General features: G+C 65.4%; 13 protein-coding genes. 8 read left to right on the forward strand and 5 right to left on the reverse strand.

Going from position 1 to position 16,974, the window contains the following annotated elements; genetic code table 11:
• The first annotated feature begins 31 nt into the window (after positions 1 to 31).
• The 7 genes from K225_RS0113450 (at position 32) to K225_RS0113480 (ending at position 8,417) form a co-directional block, all read left to right on the forward strand.
• Entirely contained in the window at positions 32 to 973 is a 942-nt protein-coding gene (locus K225_RS0113450) for a histone deacetylase (protein ID WP_026436906.1), read from the forward strand.
• Complete coding sequence (locus K225_RS0113455; protein ID WP_026436907.1) at positions 970 to 1,443, forward strand: thioesterase family protein; 474 nt, start codon at positions 970 to 972, stop codon at positions 1,441 to 1,443. Before K225_RS0113450 ends, K225_RS0113455 begins: the two co-directional genes overlap by 4 nt.
• 202 nt (positions 1,444 to 1,645) lie before the next feature.
• Positions 1,646 to 2,854, forward strand: a complete 1,209-nt coding sequence (pncB, locus tag K225_RS0113460) for a nicotinate phosphoribosyltransferase (protein WP_026436908.1) — start codon at positions 1,646 to 1,648, stop codon at positions 2,852 to 2,854.
• A 47-nt stretch (positions 2,855 to 2,901) separates the two neighbouring features.
• On the forward strand, positions 2,902 to 4,311 hold the full coding sequence (locus K225_RS0113465; RefSeq protein WP_026436909.1) for a sodium:proton antiporter: 1,410 nt from the start codon (positions 2,902 to 2,904) through the stop codon (positions 4,309 to 4,311).
• A gap of 16 nt (positions 4,312 to 4,327) precedes the next feature.
• Positions 4,328 to 5,320 (forward strand): D-glycerate dehydrogenase, encoded by a 993-nt coding sequence (locus K225_RS0113470; RefSeq protein WP_026436910.1) that lies wholly within the window; start codon positions 4,328 to 4,330, stop codon positions 5,318 to 5,320.
• A gap of 80 nt (positions 5,321 to 5,400) precedes the next feature.
• The gene (rmuC, locus tag K225_RS0113475; protein ID WP_026436911.1) at positions 5,401 to 7,254 is read left to right on the forward strand and encodes a DNA recombination protein RmuC; all 1,854 of its coding nucleotides are present in this window, start codon (positions 5,401 to 5,403) and stop codon (positions 7,252 to 7,254) included.
• On the forward strand, positions 7,251 to 8,417 hold the full coding sequence (locus K225_RS0113480; protein WP_026436912.1) for an MFS transporter: 1,167 nt from the start codon (positions 7,251 to 7,253) through the stop codon (positions 8,415 to 8,417). The genes rmuC and K225_RS0113480 overlap by 4 nt, the downstream gene beginning before the upstream one ends.
• Before the next feature lie 51 nt (positions 8,418 to 8,468).
• Here the strand turns inward: K225_RS0113480 and K225_RS0113485 are convergent, their stop codons facing one another.
• The 5 genes from K225_RS0113485 to K225_RS0113505 form a co-directional block, all read right to left on the reverse strand.
• Complete coding sequence (locus tag K225_RS0113485; RefSeq protein ID WP_026436913.1) at positions 8,469 to 9,332, reverse strand: TIGR00730 family Rossman fold protein; 864 nt, start codon at positions 9,330 to 9,332, stop codon at positions 8,469 to 8,471.
• Between the two features lie 184 nt (positions 9,333 to 9,516).
• Complete coding sequence (gene crcB, locus K225_RS0113490; RefSeq protein ID WP_034712701.1) at positions 9,517 to 9,903, reverse strand: fluoride efflux transporter CrcB; 387 nt, start codon at positions 9,901 to 9,903, stop codon at positions 9,517 to 9,519.
• A 37-nt stretch (positions 9,904 to 9,940) separates the two neighbouring features.
• Complete coding sequence (locus K225_RS0113495) at positions 9,941 to 11,245, reverse strand: TRAP transporter large permease (RefSeq protein ID WP_026436915.1); 1,305 nt, start codon at positions 11,243 to 11,245, stop codon at positions 9,941 to 9,943.
• A gap of 17 nt (positions 11,246 to 11,262) precedes the next feature.
• Positions 11,263 to 11,772 carry a TRAP transporter small permease gene (locus tag K225_RS0113500; protein ID WP_026436916.1) on the reverse strand — a complete coding sequence of 170 codons (510 nt, stop codon included), beginning with the start codon at positions 11,770 to 11,772 and terminating at the stop codon, positions 11,263 to 11,265.
• Between the two features lie 18 nt (positions 11,773 to 11,790).
• Positions 11,791 to 12,774 (reverse strand): TRAP transporter substrate-binding protein, encoded by a 984-nt coding sequence (locus K225_RS0113505; protein WP_026436917.1) that lies wholly within the window; start codon positions 12,772 to 12,774, stop codon positions 11,791 to 11,793.
• Between the two features lie 550 nt (positions 12,775 to 13,324).
• On the opposite strand from K225_RS0113505, the gene K225_RS0113515 reads away from it, so the two are divergent.
• Positions 13,325 to 16,966 carry a hydantoinase B/oxoprolinase family protein gene (locus K225_RS0113515; protein ID WP_026436918.1) on the forward strand — a complete coding sequence of 1,214 codons (3,642 nt, stop codon included), beginning with the start codon at positions 13,325 to 13,327 and terminating at the stop codon, positions 16,964 to 16,966.
• Positions 16,967 to 16,974 lie beyond the last annotated feature (8 nt).

Below are 16,974 nucleotides of genomic sequence, written 5' to 3' on the forward strand. Positions count from 1 at the left end.
CCAGAGGTGACGGGATTGCCACAATCTTGTCATGCATGCCTATTACGCAGACCATTTTGTGTTGCCCCTGCCGGAGGGGCATCGCTTTCCCATGGCGAAATACCGCCTGTTGCGTGACCGCTTGGCGCAGCAGTTGCCTCAAGTGCAGCTTCAGGTGGCCCCGCCGGCCTCTGATGATGAATTGGCCCTGGTTCACACGCCGGGCTATGTCCAGGCGATTGCTGGGGGCACTTTGCCTGCAGCCGCGCAGCGGGAGATCGGGTTTCCGTGGACCGAGGTGATGGCCGAACGCGCCCGGCGCTCGGTGGGCGCCACCATTGCAGCATGTCGCGCGGCCTTGGCGCAAGGGTTGGCGGGCAGCTTGGCGGGTGGCACGCATCACGCCTATGCCGACAAGGGCAGCGGGTTTTGCGTGTTCAACGACATCGCCGTGGCTGCGCGCCTGATGCAGGCCGAGTGGCAGCGTGGGTGCAGCGCGGGCGTGGTGCCGCCACTTCGGGTGGCGGTGATCGACCTGGATGTGCACCAGGGCAACGGCACGGCGCACATCTTTCGCTGCGATGCCAGCGTGTTCACGCTGTCCCTGCACGGGGCGCGCAATTATCCGTTCCTTAAGGAGGTCGGTGACCTGGATGTGGAGCTTCCCGACGGCTGCGCGGACGACGAATACCTGCAAGCGCTGGAGCAGGCTCTGGACACGCTGGAGCAGCGCTTTGCGCCCGGGCTGGTGCTGTATCTGGCGGGTGCCGATCCCCATGTGGGCGACCGGCTGGGCCGCCTGGCCCTGAGCCACGACGGCCTGGAGGCCCGCGACCGCCGGGTGTTCGACTGGGCCTGGCAGCGTCGCTTGCCATTGGCCTTCACGATGGCCGGTGGCTATGGTCGCGACCTGGCAGACACTCTTCAGGCGCAGATGAATACCTGGCGGGTGGCGCAGCAATACCACGCGCGCTGGCAGAATGTCCGGCCATGACCACTGCTCCCCTTTCCCCGGTCGCACAGCCCGCGCGCCCGGTGCCACAGCCGCGCAGCGCCTATCGTGCCTTCCGCTCCATCAGCACCCGCTGGATGGACAACGATGTCTATGGACATGTGAACAACGTCGTTTACTACAGCTGGTTCGACACCGCCGTGAACGCCCACCTGATCGAGCAGGGCGTGCTCGATATCCACGCCGGCGAAACCATCGGCCTGGTGATCGAGACCCAGTGCAACTACTTTGCCCCGCTGGCGTTTCCACAGACGGTGGAGGCGGGCATCCGCGTGGCGCGGCTGGGTGGTTCCAGCGTGCGCTATGAGGTGGGGCTGTTTGCCCAGGGCGAGCCACTGTGCGCCGCCGCCGGGCATTTCATCCATGTGTATGTGGACCGCGCCACGCGCCGGCCCGTGCCGGTGCCAGAGGCACTGCGTGCCGTGTTGCAGGTACTGGTGGTGCTGGCTTGAGAATTTTGCTATATAAAATGTAGCTGCTGGCGCTTTTCCCAAAAGCGCTGGAACCATTTTTGACACATATCTTGCAACCGGGGCAATAGGGGGCTTTCAGACGGAGCCTGCAGCCGTCTGATGGCCTACACTTTGGGGCCCCTGGCCGCGCCAGCGATGGTTCCTGCTCCCCCGGGCCGCCCTGCCGTGGCCCCGCCTCACCATGATCATCACCAGCCTGCTCGACACCGATCTGTACAAGTTCACCATGATGCAGGTGGTGCTGCACCAGTTTCCCGGGGCGCAGGTCGAATACCGCTTCAAGTGCCGCAATCCCGGCGTGCAGCTGGCGCCCCATGTGGCCGAGATCAAGGCGGAAATCCGTTCGCTGTGCAGTCTGCAATTCCAGGACGATGAGCTGGCCTACCTGCGCTCGCTGCGCTTCATCAAGAGCGACTTCGTGGATTTTCTCGGCCTGTTCCGGCTGAACGAGAAATACATCACCGTCACACCACTGCCCTCGGGCGAGATCGACATCACCATCCGCGGGCCCTGGCTGCACACCATCCTGTTCGAGATTCCGGTGCTGGCCATCGTGAACGAGGTCTACTTTCGCAACACGCAGAAGGTGCCTGATTTCCCGGAGGGCCGCCGGCGCCTGGACGATAAGGTTGCGCTGCTGCAGGCCGAGGGTCTGGCCGAGCTCAAGATTGCCGATTACGGTACGCGTCGGCGTTTCAGCCGTGCATGGCATGAAGAGCTGCTGCGCGTGCTGGTGGCCCGCCTGGGCACGGGCGACCGCCGCCCGGGGGCTCCGCCCGGCCCGGGCCAGTTTGCGGGCACCAGCAATGTGCTCTATGCCATGAAGCTCGGTGTGACGCCGCTCGGAACCATGGCGCATGAATATTTGCAGGCCTGCCAGGCGCTGGGCCCGCGCCTGCGCGACAGCCAGGTGTTCGGCTTTGAAATGTGGGCCAAGGAATACCGCGGCGACCTGGGCATCGCCCTGTCCGATGTCTACGGCATGAGTGCCTTCCTGCGCGACTTCGACCTGTATTTCTGCAAACTGTTCGATGGTGCCAGGCACGACAGCGGCGACCCGTTTGCCTGGGGTGAGCGCCTGCTCGACCACTACCGCAAGAACCGTGTCGATCCGCTCACCAAGACGCTGATCTTCAGCGACGCGCTCACCTTCCCGCGCACGATCGAGCTGTACCAGCAGTTCCGAGGCCGCTGCCAGCTGGCGTTTGGCATCGGCACCAACCTCACCAACGATCTGGGTTACGAGCCCCTGCAGGTGGTCATCAAGATGACCCGCTGCAACGGCCAGCCCGTGGCCAAGGTGTCGGATACGCCCGGCAAGGGCATGTGCGATGACGAGAAATACCTGGCCTATCTGCGCCAGGTGTTCGAGATTCCCTCGGCGCAATGACCGCTCCGGGCGTCCCCAGCAACCCTTCGACAAGAAAGAGAACCCCCATGAAGATTTTCCGCTGGCTGACCGCTGCCGCCCTGTGCGTGCTGCCCGGCCTGGCAGGTGCCGCCGATATCGATGGCAGCCGCCTTTCGCTGTTGTGGGGGGTGCCGTTTGCCGGGATTTTGCTGTCGATTGCGCTCGTGCCCTTGCTGGCACCCGTCTTCTGGCACCACCACTTTGGCAAGGTGGCGGCGGCCTGGGGATTGGCGTTTCTGCTGCCGTTTGCCGTGGTGTTCGGCCCGGCGGTGGCTGGTGCCAGCTTCGTGCATGCGCTGCTGGCCGAATACATTCCGTTCGTCATTTTGCTCACGGCACTGTTCGCGGTGTCGGGTGGCATCTACATCCGGGGCAACCTGCATGGCAGCCCGGCGCTCAACACGGCCATTTTGGCCATTGGCGCCGTGCTGGCCAGCTTCATGGGCACCACGGGCGCATCCATGCTGCTGATTCGCCCGCTGATCCGCGCCAACGACAACCGCAAGCATGTGGCCCATGTGGTGGTGTTCTTCATCTTCATCGTCTCCAATGCGGGCGGCTCGCTCACGCCGCTCGGGGATCCGCCGCTGTTCCTGGGCTTCCTGAAGGGGGTGGATTTTTTCTGGACCGTGGCCCATATCTTCCAGGAGACCCTGTTTCTGGTGGGCGTGCTGCTGGTGCTGTTTTACGTGCTCGACAGCTGGTATTACCGCCGCGGCCAGGAGGTGAGGGCGCAAGACCCGACCCCCGACACCCGTGCCATCGGCTTTGACGGCAAGGTCAACTTTGCCCTGCTGGGCGCGGTGGTGGCGCTGGTGCTGCTCAGCGGTTTCTGGAAATCGCCGGTGGTGTTCAACGTTGCCGGCACCGAGGTGGGATTGCCAGGCATCGTGCGCGATGTGGGCCTGGTCCTTGTCACGCTGGCCTCGCTCTGGCTCACGCCCAAAACGGTCCATGCCGACAACCAGTTCGGCTGGGGGCCCATGCAGGAAGTGGCCAAGCTGTTTGCCGGCATTTTTCTGACCATCATCCCCGTGATCGCCATGCTCAAGGCGGGTGTCAACGGTCCCTTTGGCGCCATTGTGGCCGCCGTGACGCGGTCCGACGGATCGCCTGACCCGGCCATGTATTTCTGGGCCACCGGTGTGCTGTCGTCGTTTCTGGACAATGCGCCCACCTATCTGGTGTTCTTCAACACCGCCGGAGGCGACCCCGCCGTGCTCATGACCACGCTGGCCCCCACACTGGCGGCCATTTCGGCCGGTGCCGTGTTCATGGGGGCCAACACCTACATCGGCAATGCGCCCAACCTGATGGTCAAGGCCATTGCCGAAGACCGCGGCGTGAAGATGCCCAGCTTCTTTGGCTACATGCTGTGGTCGTGCGGCGTTCTGGTGCCCTTGTTTATTGTCATGACCTTTATCTGGTTCCGTTGATTGGAGACTTCCTGATATGAGCAAACCCCGCATCCTGGTCGCCCGCGCGATCTTTCCTGAGGTGGTGGCGCGCCTGGCGCAGCATTTCGAGGTCGAATCCAACCCCGATGACGTGATCTGGTCGCCCCAGGAGCTGGCCGCGCGGCTGGCCGACAAGGACGGGGCGTTCACCACGGGCAGCCAGCGCATCGATGCCGCCCTGCTGGCCGCCGCGCCGCGCCTCCAAATCGTGGCCAACATGGCCGTGGGCTACAACAACTTCGACGTCGATGCCATGACGGCTGCCGGCGTGCAGGGCACCAACACGCCCGACGTGCTGACCGAAACCACGGCCGACTTCGGCTTTGCGCTGCTCATGGCCACGGCCCGGCGCATGGCCGAGAGCGAGCATTACCTGCGCGCCGGAAAGTGGACCACCTGGCGCTACGACATGTTTGCCGGCAGCGACATCCATGGCAGCACGCTGGGCATCATCGGCATGGGGCGCATCGGGCAGGGCATTGCCAAGCGCGGCGCACACGGTTTTGGCATGAACGTGGTCTATCACAACCGCTCGCGCCTGTCGCCCGCGCTGGAGGCCGAATGCAAGGCCCGCTATGTCGAAAAGGATGAACTGCTGCGCACGGCCGACCATGTGGTGCTGGTGCTGCCCTACACCCCGGCATCGCACCACACCATTGGCGCGGCCGAGCTGGCGCTGATGAAGCCCACGGCCACGCTCATCAACATCGCGCGCGGCGGCATCGTGGACGACGCGGCACTGGCAGTAGCGTTGCGCGAGCGGCGCATCGCGGCGGCGGGCCTCGATGTGTTCGAGGGCGAGCCCACGGTGCACCCCGACCTGCTCACCGTGCCCAACGTGGTGCTCACGCCCCACATCGCCAGCGCCACGGTGCCCACGCGCCTGGCCATGGCCAACCTGGCTGCGGACAACCTGATCGCCTTCTTTGAGGGGCGCGGGCCGCTGACGCCGGTGAACCAGCCGGTGGCTGGTGTGCGCGCCAGGTGATACCAGGTCGTGAGTGAAATTGGCCTCTGGCGCTCATGGAATAAGCGCTATGGGCTATTTAAAAAAATAGTAAATCTGCCTTGACTACCGATACCCTTGTGCTGCTGGCCGCGCTGGCGCTGGTGCTTGCCCTGCTGGTGCTGCTGTTGCTGCGCCGCCCCCGTGTCGATCTGTCGCCCGAGTGGCTGGCGCGTCTGCAGGCCCTGGAGCAAACCGCCATGGCGACCCAGATTGCCGTGGCCAAGAACGATGGCGCCCTGGACGGCATGGGCCAGCAGCTGCGGGGTTTCACCCAGACCACGCAGACCACGCTGGAGACCCTGCGCCACGCCGTGGACGAGCGCCTGGCCCAGGCCGTGAGCGAATCGCGCAACAGCCGCGCCGAACTGCTGGCGGCGTTTGGCGTGTTCGAGGGGCGGCTGGAGCAGCGTCTGGCGGCTTTCGATGCAGCCCTGAGCCAGCGCCAGACGGCGCTGGATGTGGCGCTGGGCCAGCGCTTCGATGCCCTGCAGCAGGCTGTGGCCGGACGGCTGGAAGAAAGCAGCAAGGCGCTGCTGGCGCATCTGGCGCAGGGCCAGGCCGATGCGGCCACGGCGCGCACCGAGCTGTCGGCCACGCTGGTGGGTTTTCGCACCGAGCTCACCACCACCACCGCCGCGCTGGCTGCCGAAAGCGTCAAGTCGCGCGAGGCCATGGGCGAGGGCGCGGCGCTGTTTGAAAAGCGCATCCAGGAGCGTTTCGAGGCGCTGACCGCCGCCACGCGCCTCACGCTCGACTCGCTCAAGACCGACATCCAGGCCCAGTTGGGCACCATGTCGAATGCGCTCAAGGACCAGCTCGAAGGCAACAGCTACCAGATCAAGAACCAGTTCTCGGTGCTGCAGGACGCTGTTTCGCAGCAGCTGACCGGCCTGGTGCAGGGCAGCCAGCACAACGCCGAGCAGCTGCGCACCGCGCTCAACGAGCGCCTCGGCGCCATCCAGGCCGACAACGCCACCAAGCTCGAAGAAATGCGCCGCACGGTGGACGAAAAACTGCACGCCACGCTGGAGCAGCGCCTGGGCGAGTCGTTCAAGCTGGTGAGCGACCGGCTCGAACAGGTGCACAAGGGCCTGGGCGAGATGCAGACTCTGGCCGGCAGCGTGGGCGACCTCAAACGGGTGATGACCAATGTGAAGTCGCGCGGCACCTGGGGCGAAATGCAGCTGGGCGCCATCATCGACAATGTGCTCACGCCCGAGCAGTTCGCGCGCAACGTCAAGACCGTGCCGGGCAGCGACGAGCTGGTCGAGTTCGCCATCCGCCTGCCGGGCAAGAGCGATGAACACCCCGTGTGGCTGCCGATCGACTCCAAGTACCCGGTGGAGCAATACCAGCGCCTCCTGGACGCCCAGGACGCGGCCGACAAGGCGGCCATCCTGTCCGCAGGCAACGCGTTTGAAACCTCCATCAAGCTCGAAGCCAAGAAGATTTTTGCCAAATACGTATCGCCCCCGCACACCACCGACTTTGCCGTGCTGTACCTGCCCACCGAGGGCCTGTTCGCCGAGGTGATGCGCCGCCCCGGCCTGGTCGAGGCCGTGCAGAACGACTGCCGCGTGATGATCACCGGCCCGGCCAACCTGGCGGCCATGCTCAACAGCCTGCAGATGGGCTTCAAGACGCTGGCGATTGAAAAGCGCTCGTCCGAGGTGTGGAGCCTTTTGGGCATGGTCAAGACCGAGTTCGCCAAATTCGGCGATGTGGTCGAGGCCACCAAGAAGTCCATCGACGCCGCCGCCAAGAAGTTCGACGAGGTGGGCGTGCGCACCCGCGCCATCCAGCGCAAGCTGCGCGATGTGCAGGATCTGCCCGCGCCGGCTCCGGCCATGCCGCTGGCAGGCGCCAGCACATCAGCACTGCCAGGCCTGGACCCCGAGGACGACCTGCTGTGAACTGGGCACTGGCGCGGTTGATTGCCGGCCAGATCTGCGTGCATGCCTGCATGGCCGGCATGCGCATGGCCGCGCCGCTGCTGGCGCTGCGCGAGGGCTACAGCGCAGCGGCCGTGGGCGTGCTGCTGGCGTTGTTTGCGCTCACGCAGGTGTTCCTGGCCCTGCCTGCCGGGCGCTACGCCGACCGCCATGGCTTGAAGCGCCCCGTGGGTCTGGCGGTGGCGGTGGCGTCGGCGGGGGCTGCGCTGGCGCTGGTATGGCCGGTCTTTCCGGTGCTGTGCCTGGCGGCGTTGATGACGGGAGGCGCCAGCGGTGCCGCGATCATCGCGCTGCAGCGCCATGTGGGCCGGGCCGCCCACGATGCCACGCAATTCAAGCGCGTCTTCAGCTGGCTGGCCATCGGGCCCGCCGTCTCCAACTTCATTGGCCCTTTCTGTGCGGGCTTGTTGATCGACCATGCCGGCAGCACCGCCGGCAGCCTGGAGGGCTACCGTGCCGCGTTTGCGCTGATGGCGCTGCTGCCGCTGGCCACCTGGTTCTGGGTGCGGAGCACCGTGGAGCTGCCCCCGGTGATTGCCGCCGCCGGTGGTACCCCGCAGCGGGCGTGGGATCTGCTGAACGATGTGCGTTTTCGGCGCCTGCTGCTGGTCAACTGGTTTCTGTCGTCCTGCTGGGACGTGCACACTTTTGTGGTGCCACTTCTGGGGCACGAACGCGGCCTGTCGGCCTCGGTGATCGGCACCATCCTCGGGGCCTTCGCCATTGCGGCGGCGCTGGTGCGGGTGCTGATGCCGCTGGTGGCGGAGCGCCTGCGCGAGGCTGCGGTGATCACCACCGCCATGCTGGTCACCGCGCTGCTGTTCGGTGTCTACCCGCTTTTGCCCACGGCGCTGGCCATGGGTGCCTGCTCGGTGCTGCTGGGTCTGGCGCTGGGCTCGGTGCAACCCATGATCATGAGCATGCTGCACCAGATCACGCCACCCGCCCGCCACGGCGAGGCGCTGGGCCTGCGGCTCATGACCATCAATGCCTCCAGCGTGCTCATGCCGGTGCTGTTCGGCTCGGCGGGGGCGCTGATCGGCGTGGCCGGCCTGTTCTGGTTGGTGGGGGCCGGCGTGGGTTTTGGCGCGCGGCAGGCCTGGCTGATGGGGCGCGAGACCTGAGGAAGCGGCTGGCCCTGTGCGCCGCGCGCCGGGTCGGCGCTTCGTGTGCTTTCAGAGCTTGTAGAACGCCTTGATCAGGTCCCAGGCTTCCTGCGGGTCGTCGGTGTAGTGGAACAGCTGCAGGTCCTTGGCCGAAATCGTGCCTTCTTCGACCATCACGTCAAAGTTGATCAGGCGCTTCCAGTAGTCGGTGCCGCACAGCACGATGGGCACCGGCTTGGCCTTGCCGGTCTGCACGAGGGTCAGCACTTCGAACAGTTCATCGAGCGTGCCAAACCCGCCGGGAAACGCCACCAGGGCCTTGGCACGCATCATGAAGTGCATCTTGCGCAGGGCGAAGTAGTGGAACTTGAAGCTCAGGGAGGGCGAGATGAAGCGGTTGCCGCTTTGCTCATGCGGCAGGCCGATGTTCAGGCCCACGTTCAGCGCGCCCGCCTCGTGGGCGCCCCGGTTGGCGGCCTCCATGATGCCGGGGCCACCGCCCGTGCAGATGTAGATGCGGTCGGCCGGTCGCTGGCGCTCGCTGTACTCGGCCACCAGGCCGGCAAACTGGCGGGCGAGGTTGTAGTAGCGGGCATTGCGCACGGCCTGGTGGGCGCGTTGCAGCTGTGCGGCATCACCACTGGCCTGGGCTGCACCCAGCTGGGCTGCTGCCTCGTCGGGCGCCACGAAGCGGGCGCTGCCATACACCACCACGGTGTTCTCGATGCCTTGCTCGGCCTGGCCCAGGTCGGGCTTGAGCATTTCCAGCTGAAAGCGGATACCGCGTGTCTCGCGGCGGAACAGAAACTCGGGGTCGGCAAAAGCGAGCCGGTAGGCATCGGCGTGCAGGGGGTTGTCGTTGTTGGCGTGGGCGTGCAGTTCGGCCCAGGCATCGGCCAGGCGGCGTTCGTTGAGTTGGGTGTTGGCTTCCATGGGGATGGCAGTGGTCACGGTGGGGGCCGGACTGTGGGACGGGGTTGTTGCGTGGCCCAGGCATGGGTGCGCCGAACCTGGTTGGATTTTAGGTCAAACAGGGCTTTGACGCTTTACCATCATGCACTGTAAGCTATAAAAATAATAGTAATACATGGCGGCCATGCAACGGCAGGGCATGCCACTACGGGCGGGCAGGCAGTGCCAGCGCCACGGTCTGCAGCCCGAGTATGGTCATGAGCAGCGAGCCCCCCAGGTGCAGCACGGTGGTGCCCGAAGCCATCAGGTAGCGCTGCTGCTGCAGCATGGTCACCACCTCGGCCGAGAAGCTGGAAAACGTGGTCAGCGCCCCCAGAAACCCCGTGACCAGCGCCAGCCGCCACACCGGGTCGATGTGGGGCAGCGCCTGGAAGGCCGCAACGCACACACCGATGAGGTAGCCACCCACCAGATTGGCCACCAGCGTGCCCCATGGCAACAGCGCACCGGTGCCGCTGAGCCACAGGCCCAGACGCCAGCGGGCCAGCGCCCCCAGGCTGGCGCCGATACAAATGGACAGAACATTCAGCATGGCGCCATTGTCCACATCCGGTGGTTGCGCCCGGCGCTCAGCGCGTCGCCATCTGCTGCGGCAGCCAGGTCACGATGCCAGGGAAGACGTAGATCAGCGCCACCGCGCCGCACATGAGCAAAAACATGGGCAGTGTCACCTTGGCGATCCAGGGCAACTGGCGGCCCGTCATGCCCTGCAGCACGAAGAGGTTGAAGCCCACGGGCGGCGTGATCTGCGCCATCTCCACCACCAGCACGATGAAGATGCCGAACCAGATGGGGTCGATGCCTGCGGCCTGCACCGTGGGCATGAGCACACCCATGGTCAGTACCACCATCGAGATGCCGTCCAGGAAACACCCGAGGATGATGAAGAAAATGGCCAGTGCCACGATGAGCTGGGCCTGGTTCAGGCCCAGCGATGCGATCCACTCGGCCAGGTGGCGCGGCAGGCCGATGTAGCCCATGGCCAGCGTGAGGAACGCAGCCCCTGCCAGGATCAGCGCGATCATGCAGTACAGGCGCGTGGCGCCCATCAGCGAATCCTTGAACGTGCCCCAGTTCATCGAGCCCTGCACGGCCGACAGCACCAGCGCGCCCACCACGCCCACGGCAGCCGCCTCGGTGGCGGTGGCAAAGCCGGTGTAGATGGAGCCCAGCACGGCCGCAATCAGCAGCACTACGGGGATCAGGCTGCGCGATTCGGACAGCTTCTGCATGAAGCCCATGCGCACATCGGCGGCCGGCACCTGCTCGGGGTGGCGCAGCGCCCAGACCATGATGTAGCCCGAGAACAAGGCCGCCAGCAAGATGCCGGGCAGCACGCCCGCAATGAACAGCTGCGAGATCGACACCTCGGCCGACACGCCATACACGATCATGATGATGGACGGCGGGATCAGCAGGCCCAGCGTGCTCGCGCCCGCCAGTGTGCCCACCACCATGTGCTCGGGGTAGCCCCGGCGCGTCAGTTCGGGCAGCGTCATCTTGCCGATGGTGGCGCAGGTGGCGGCGCTGGACCCCGACACGGCGGCGAAGATGGTGCAGCCCACCACGTTGGTGTGCAGCAGCCGGCCCGGCAGCGCCTGCACCCACGGGGCCAGGCCCTTGAACATGTCCTGCGACAGCCGGGTGCGAAACAGGATTTCGCCCATCCAGATGAACAGCGGCAGGGCCGTGAGGGTCCAGCTGGAGGCGCTGCCCCAGATGGTCACGGCCATCGCATCGCCCGCCGGGCGCGCGGAAAACAGCTGCATGGCGATCCAGGCGACGCCGGAGAGGGTGAGACCGATCCATACACCGCTGCCCAGGATCAGGAACAGCGACAGTACAAGCAGGCCGGTGATGGCGAGATCACTCATGGTAGGTTGTGCCGGGTTTATTCATTGCGCAAGGCTTCGCCGGATGGGGCAGCCAGGCGCTTGCCCAGCAGCTCCAGCACCAGTTCGTCCACGAATGCGATCGCCAGAATCACTGTGCCTACGGCCATGGCGATTTGGGGAATCCACAGCGGCGTCGCGTCGCTGCTGGTGGAGATGTCGTGGAACCCGTGCGACTGCCAGGCCAGCTTGCAGCTGTAGACGGCAAACAGCAGCGCCAGCAGCGTGGCAATGGCCAGGGCCCAGATCTCGAACGTCTTCTTGGCGCCGCCCTTCAAAAAGTTGAGCAGCAGCGTGACGCGGATGTGCTCGCCGCGCTTCAAGGTATGGGCGAGCGCCAGGAAACCCGATGCGGCCATCAGGTAGCCCGCATAGGCATCCGTGCCCGGCACATGGAAGTGGAACTGCCGGCTGGCGATGGACAGCAGCACCATCCCCAGCAGGCCGACCATGAAAAGCGCCGCCAGGGCGGCGGCGCTGTCGTACAGAAAATCCAGCAGACGACGCATGGGTGGGGGCGCCTGGGCTTACTTGCGGTAGGCGTCGATGAGCGCCTTGCCTTCGGGGCCTGCCTTGTCCAGCCATTCCTTGAGCATGGTGTCGCCCACCTTGGCCATGTCGGCCTTCAGTGCGGCGGGCGGGGCCACCACGTCCATGCCATTGGCCTTGAGCTTGGCCACGGTATCGGTGTTGACCTTGGTGCTGTGGGTCCAGCCACGTGCTTCGGCGTCGGCGCCGGCCTTGAGCAGGGCGTCCTGGCTGGGCTTGTCCAGCGCATCAAACGCCTTCTTGTTCACCAGCACGGCATTCTTGGGCAACCAGGCCTGGGTGTCGTAGTAATACTTGAGGTGCTCGTAGAGCTTGCTGTCCACGCCCGTGGCGCCCGAGGTCATGGTCGATTCGACCACGCCCGTGGCCAGGGCCTGCGAGAACTCGGCCGCCTGCACCGTCACGGGCTGCGCGCCCACCAGTTCGGCAATGCGGGCGGTGGCGGGGCTGTAGGCGCGCCACTTGATGCCCTTGAGATCGGCTGCGGAGGCCAGCGGCTTCTTGGTGTAGATGCCTTGGGGTGGCCAGGCCACGGCGTACAGCAGCATCATGCCCTGCTCCGCCAGCTTCTTTTCGAGGAAAGGCTTCTGGGCGGCGTAGAGCTTCTTGGAGGCGACGTAGCTGTCGGCCAGGAAGGGCAGGCCATCCACGCCAAACAGCTGCCATTCGTTCTGGAAGTTGGCCAGCAGGATCTCACCCATCTGCGCCTGGCCGCCTTGCACGGCGCGCTTGATTTCGGGGGCCTTGAACAGCGCGGCGTTGGCATGCACCGTGATCCTGAGCTTGCCGCCCGTGGCCTTGTCCACGTCGCTGGCCAGCTGCACCATGTTTTCCGTGTGGAAGTTGGTGGCGGGGTAGGCGGCGGCCAGGTCCCACTTGGTCTGGGCAAAAGCCGGTGTGACAGACAGGCCGGCAGCCAGTGCCAATCCGAGTGCGGTGACGGGGAAGATTCGACGCTTCATGAAATAGCTCCGCAGGGTTGGATGTCAAAAATATGAGGATTCACTCTATCGAATGCAGGTCGTTTGGGGGTAGGTGTTTTGCCTGAATATCGCCAGATTTCCTTCGATTTGCCCACAATATCCACATGCACATCCCGTGCCATGGAAGGTTTTCTGAAAGGCCCTTTCCGGGAAATCTGCGGGCGGTGCAGGCAATGCGTCGGGCCCTCTCGTTTTGTCTGCGCAGCTGGTGAATGAAGCGTTCAAAAATGGGGGCTCGGTGTTGTAATCTCGCAAAAGAAAGGCGAAGAAGCCAGCTTTGCCGCTGTCGATGTGGACCGCCCCAGTACAGCGCTGCCGCGAGATTCACGAAAATGGCCTGATGGGTGCGCTGAATGCCGGCGATGCGCCCAACCGCGATATCGACGAGCTGGTCCGTTTGCTGCGTGTGCTCTCGGGCATGCATGACCAGACTGCGCGCTCTGCGGCGTTGCGGTAGTCAATTTCAGATGAAAAACAGCTCTGGCCATCACCTGTAAATCGCTGGTGGCTATAAATTGAGTAGTAAAAAATGTCCCTCCAACCCTCTTTTGCACCCCGCTGGCAGTTCTGGATTGACCGGGGTGGCACCTTCACCGACGTGGTGGGCAAGCGCCCCGATGGCAGCCTGGTCACGCACAAGCTGCTGTCCGAGAGCCCCGAGCAGTACAAGGACGCCGCCATGGGGGGCATTCGCCACCTGCTGGGTTTGAAGTCCGGCGAGGCGGTGACGCCCGAACTGGTGGAGTGCGTGAAGATGGGCACCACGGTGGCCACCAACGCACTGCTGGAGCGCAAGGGCGAGCCCACGCTGCTCATCACCACCAAGGGCTTCAAGGATGCGCTGCGCATTGCCTACCAGAATCGACCACGCCTGTTTGATCGCCGCATCGTGCTGCCCGAACTGCTGTACAGCCGCGTGATCGAGGCGCAGGAGCGTGTGGGCGCACACGGCGAGATGATCGAGCCGCTGGACGAGGCGCATCTGAAAGAGCGCCTGTGGGCCGCCTACGACGCGGGCCTGCGCAGCGTAGCCATCGTGTTCATGCACGGCTGGCGCTACACCGCCCACGAGCAGGCAGCCGCCCGCCTGGCCGAGCAGGCGGGGTTCACGCAGATCAGCACATCGCACGCCACCAGCCCCATGATGAAGTTCGTGAGCCGGGGCGACACCACCGTGGTCGATGCCTACCTTTCGCCCATCCTGCGCCGCTATGTGGACCAGGTAGCGGGAGAAATGCCGGGTGTGCCGCTGTTTTTCATGCAGTCGTCGGGAGGGCTGACGGATGCGCACCGCTTCCATGGCAAGGACGCGATCCTGTCGGGCCCCGCGGGTGGCATCGTCGGCATGGCACGCACCGCAGGCTTGGCGGGCCACGACAAGGTCATCGGCTTTGACATGGGTGGCACCAGCACCGATGTGAGCCATTACGCGGGCGCGTTCGAGCGCGAGTTCGAAACGCAGGTGGCCGGCGTGCGCATGCGCGCCCCCATGATGAGCATCCATACCGTGGCGGCCGGCGGAGGTTCCATCCTGGGTTTTGACGGCGCCCGTTTTCGCGTTGGCCCCGAGAGCGCGGGCGCCAACCCCGGCCCCGCCAGCTACCGCCGGGGCGGGCCGCTGGCCGTGACCGATGCGAACGTGATGGTCGGCAAGATCCAGCCCGCGCATTTCCCGAAAGTTTTTGGCCACTCAGCCAACGAGGCGCTGGATGGCGATACCGTGGTGCAGAAGTTTGGCGCGCTGGCGCAGCAGACCGGCCGTAGTGCCGAGGATGTGGCCCACGGCTTCATCCAGATCGCCGTGCAGCAGATGGCCAATGCCATCAAGAAGATCAGCGTGGCGCGCGGCTACGACGTGACGCGCTACACCCTGCAGTGCTTTGGCGGTGCGGGCGGCCAGCATGCCTGCCTGGTGGCCGATGCGCTGGGCATGGCGCGCGTGCTGGTGCACCCGCTGGCCGGTGTGCTCAGCGCCTACGGCATGGGCCTGGCTGACCAGAACGTGATCCGCGAGCAGGCGGTGGAAAGCAGGCTCGTGCCCGAGACGCTGTCGGGCATCGAAGCCACGCTGGAGCAACTGGCCACCACCGCACGCACCGAGCTCATGCGCCAGCAGGTGGGTGCAGGCACCGCCGTGGTGCACCGGCGCGTGCATGTGCGCTACGAGGGCAGCGATTCCGCGCTCATCGTGCCGTTTGGCTCCATGGCCGAGATCACCGCCGCGTTCGAGGCCGCCTACCGGCAGCGCTTTGCCTTTTTGATGCAGGGCAAGGGCCTGGTGGTGGAGGCTGTCTCGGTCGAGGCCGTGGTGCCCGGCGATGCGCCCGTGGAGCCGCGCCACGCGCTGCAACCCGGGCGCGAAGTGCCGCGCCGCAGCACTGTGCGCATGTATACCGGTGGCGTGGACGGCATCGCTGCCTGGCACGACGCGGCCCTGGTGGTGCGCGAGGAGTTGCGCCCGGGCGACGTGATTCCCGGCCCGGCCATCATTGCCGAGAAGAACGCCACCACGGTCGTGGAGCCCGGTTGGGAGGCCGAGCTGACCGCGCTGGACCACCTGCTGCTCCAGCGCCGCGTGGCCCGTGCCGCGCATCATGCCGTGGGCACCACGGTGGACCCGGTGTTGCTCGAAGTATTCAACAACCTGTTCATGAACATCGCCGAGCAGATGGGGCTGCAACTGCAGAACACGGCGTACTCGGTGAACATCAAGGAGCGCCTCGATTTCAGCTGCGCGCTGTTCGACGCGGCGGGCCACCTGATTGCCAATGCGCCGCACATGCCGGTGCACCTCGGGTCGATGGGCGAGAGCATCCAGACGGTCATCCGCGAGAACGCGGGCAAGATGCAGCCTGGCGATGTGTTCGTGCTCAACGACCCGTACCACGGCGGCACGCACCTGCCGGACATCACGGTCATCACGCCGGTCTATATTGCCGATGAAGCCACGCCTACGTTCTATGTGGGCAGCCGGGGGCACCATGCCGATGTGGGCGGCACCACCCCGGGTTCCATGCCGCCGTTTTCCACGCGCATCGAGGAAGAGGGCGTGCAGATCAATAATGTGAAGCTGGTGGAGCGCGGCGTGCTGCGCGAGGCGGAGATGATTGCGCTGCTGCAAAGCGGTGAGTACCCGAGCCGCAACCCGCAGCAGAACATGGCCGATTTGCGTGCGCAGATCGCGGCCAACGAAAAAGGCCAGCAGGAACTGCGCCGCATGGTGGGCGAGTTCGGCCTCGATGTGGTGCAAGCCTATATGCGCCATGTGCAGGACAACGCCGAGGAATCCGTGCGCCGCGTGATCACGCGCCTGAAGGACGGTGCGTTCACTCTGCCGCTGGACAATGGCGCGCAGATCAGCGTGGCCGTGAAGGTCGACGCCGCCAGCCGCAGCGCCACCATCGACTTCGCCGGCACCAGCCCGCAGCAGACCAATAACTTCAACGCGCCCACGGCAGTGTGCATGGCGGCGGTGCTGTATGTGTTTCGCATGCTGGTGGACGACGACATTCCGCTGAACGCGGGCTGCCTCAAGCCGCTCAACGTCATCATTCCGCCCGGCAGCATGCTCAACCCCCACCCGCCGGCCTCGGTGGTGGCGGGCAACGTGGAGACGTCCACCTGCATCACCAATGCCTTGCTGGGAGCGCTGGGTGTGATGGCGGCCAGCCAGTGCACCATGAACAACTTCACCTTCGGCAATGCGCGCTACCAGTACTACGAAACCATTTCCGGCGGCAGTGGTGCGGGCGGCGTGTTCGATGGTGCGGGTGCCCTGGTGGGCGGCTTTGGCGGCACGAGCGTGGTGCAGACCCACATGACCAATTCGCGCCTGACCGATCCGGAAATCCTCGAATTCCGTTTTCCGGTACGGCTGGAAAGCTATGCCATCCGTGCCAACTCGGGTGGCGGTGGCCGCTGGGCGGGGGGCAACGGCGGGGTGCGGCGCATCCGTTTCCTGGAGCCGATGACGGCCAGCATCCTGTCGAACGGCCGCCACCAGGGGGCGTTTGGCATGGCCGGTGGCAAGGCCGGTGCGTCTGGCGTCAACAAGGTGGTGCGCGCCAATGGGCGGGTCGAACTGCTCGACCACATCGGCCAGGCCGAGATGCAGCCGGGCGATGTGTTTGAGATCCACACCCCTGGCGGCGGCGGGTTTGGCGTTGCCTGAGAGGGCCA

The sequence above is a fragment of the Acidovorax sp. JHL-9 genome (assembly GCF_000426205.1).
Taxonomy (GTDB): Bacteria; Pseudomonadota; Gammaproteobacteria; order Burkholderiales; family Burkholderiaceae_C; genus Acidovorax; species Acidovorax soli.

What these genes read in the sequence shown, in the direction of transcription:
- K225_RS0113450 (WP_026436906.1), top strand. Translation starts at nt 32, where the DNA reads ATGCATGCCTATTACGCAGACCATTTTGTGTTGCCCCTGCCGGAGGGG.
- K225_RS0113455 (WP_026436907.1), top strand. Translation starts at nt 970, where the DNA reads ATGACCACTGCTCCCCTTTCCCCGGTCGCACAGCCCGCGCGCCCGGTG.
- pncB (WP_026436908.1), top strand. Translation starts at nt 1,646, where the DNA reads ATGATCATCACCAGCCTGCTCGACACCGATCTGTACAAGTTCACCATG.
- K225_RS0113465 (WP_026436909.1), top strand. Translation starts at nt 2,902, where the DNA reads ATGAAGATTTTCCGCTGGCTGACCGCTGCCGCCCTGTGCGTGCTGCCC.
- K225_RS0113470 (WP_026436910.1), top strand. Translation starts at nt 4,328, where the DNA reads ATGAGCAAACCCCGCATCCTGGTCGCCCGCGCGATCTTTCCTGAGGTG.
- K225_RS0113485 (WP_026436913.1), bottom strand. Translation starts at nt 9,332, where the DNA reads ATGGAAGCCAACACCCAACTCAACGAACGCCGCCTGGCCGATGCCTGG.
- crcB (WP_034712701.1), bottom strand. Translation starts at nt 9,903, where the DNA reads ATGCTGAATGTTCTGTCCATTTGTATCGGCGCCAGCCTGGGGGCGCTG.
- K225_RS0113495 (WP_026436915.1), bottom strand. Translation starts at nt 11,245, where the DNA reads ATGAGTGATCTCGCCATCACCGGCCTGCTTGTACTGTCGCTGTTCCTG.
- K225_RS0113500 (WP_026436916.1), bottom strand. Translation starts at nt 11,772, where the DNA reads ATGCGTCGTCTGCTGGATTTTCTGTACGACAGCGCCGCCGCCCTGGCG.
- K225_RS0113505 (WP_026436917.1), bottom strand. Translation starts at nt 12,774, where the DNA reads ATGAAGCGTCGAATCTTCCCCGTCACCGCACTCGGATTGGCACTGGCT.
- K225_RS0113515 (WP_026436918.1), top strand. Translation starts at nt 13,325, where the DNA reads ATGTCCCTCCAACCCTCTTTTGCACCCCGCTGGCAGTTCTGGATTGAC.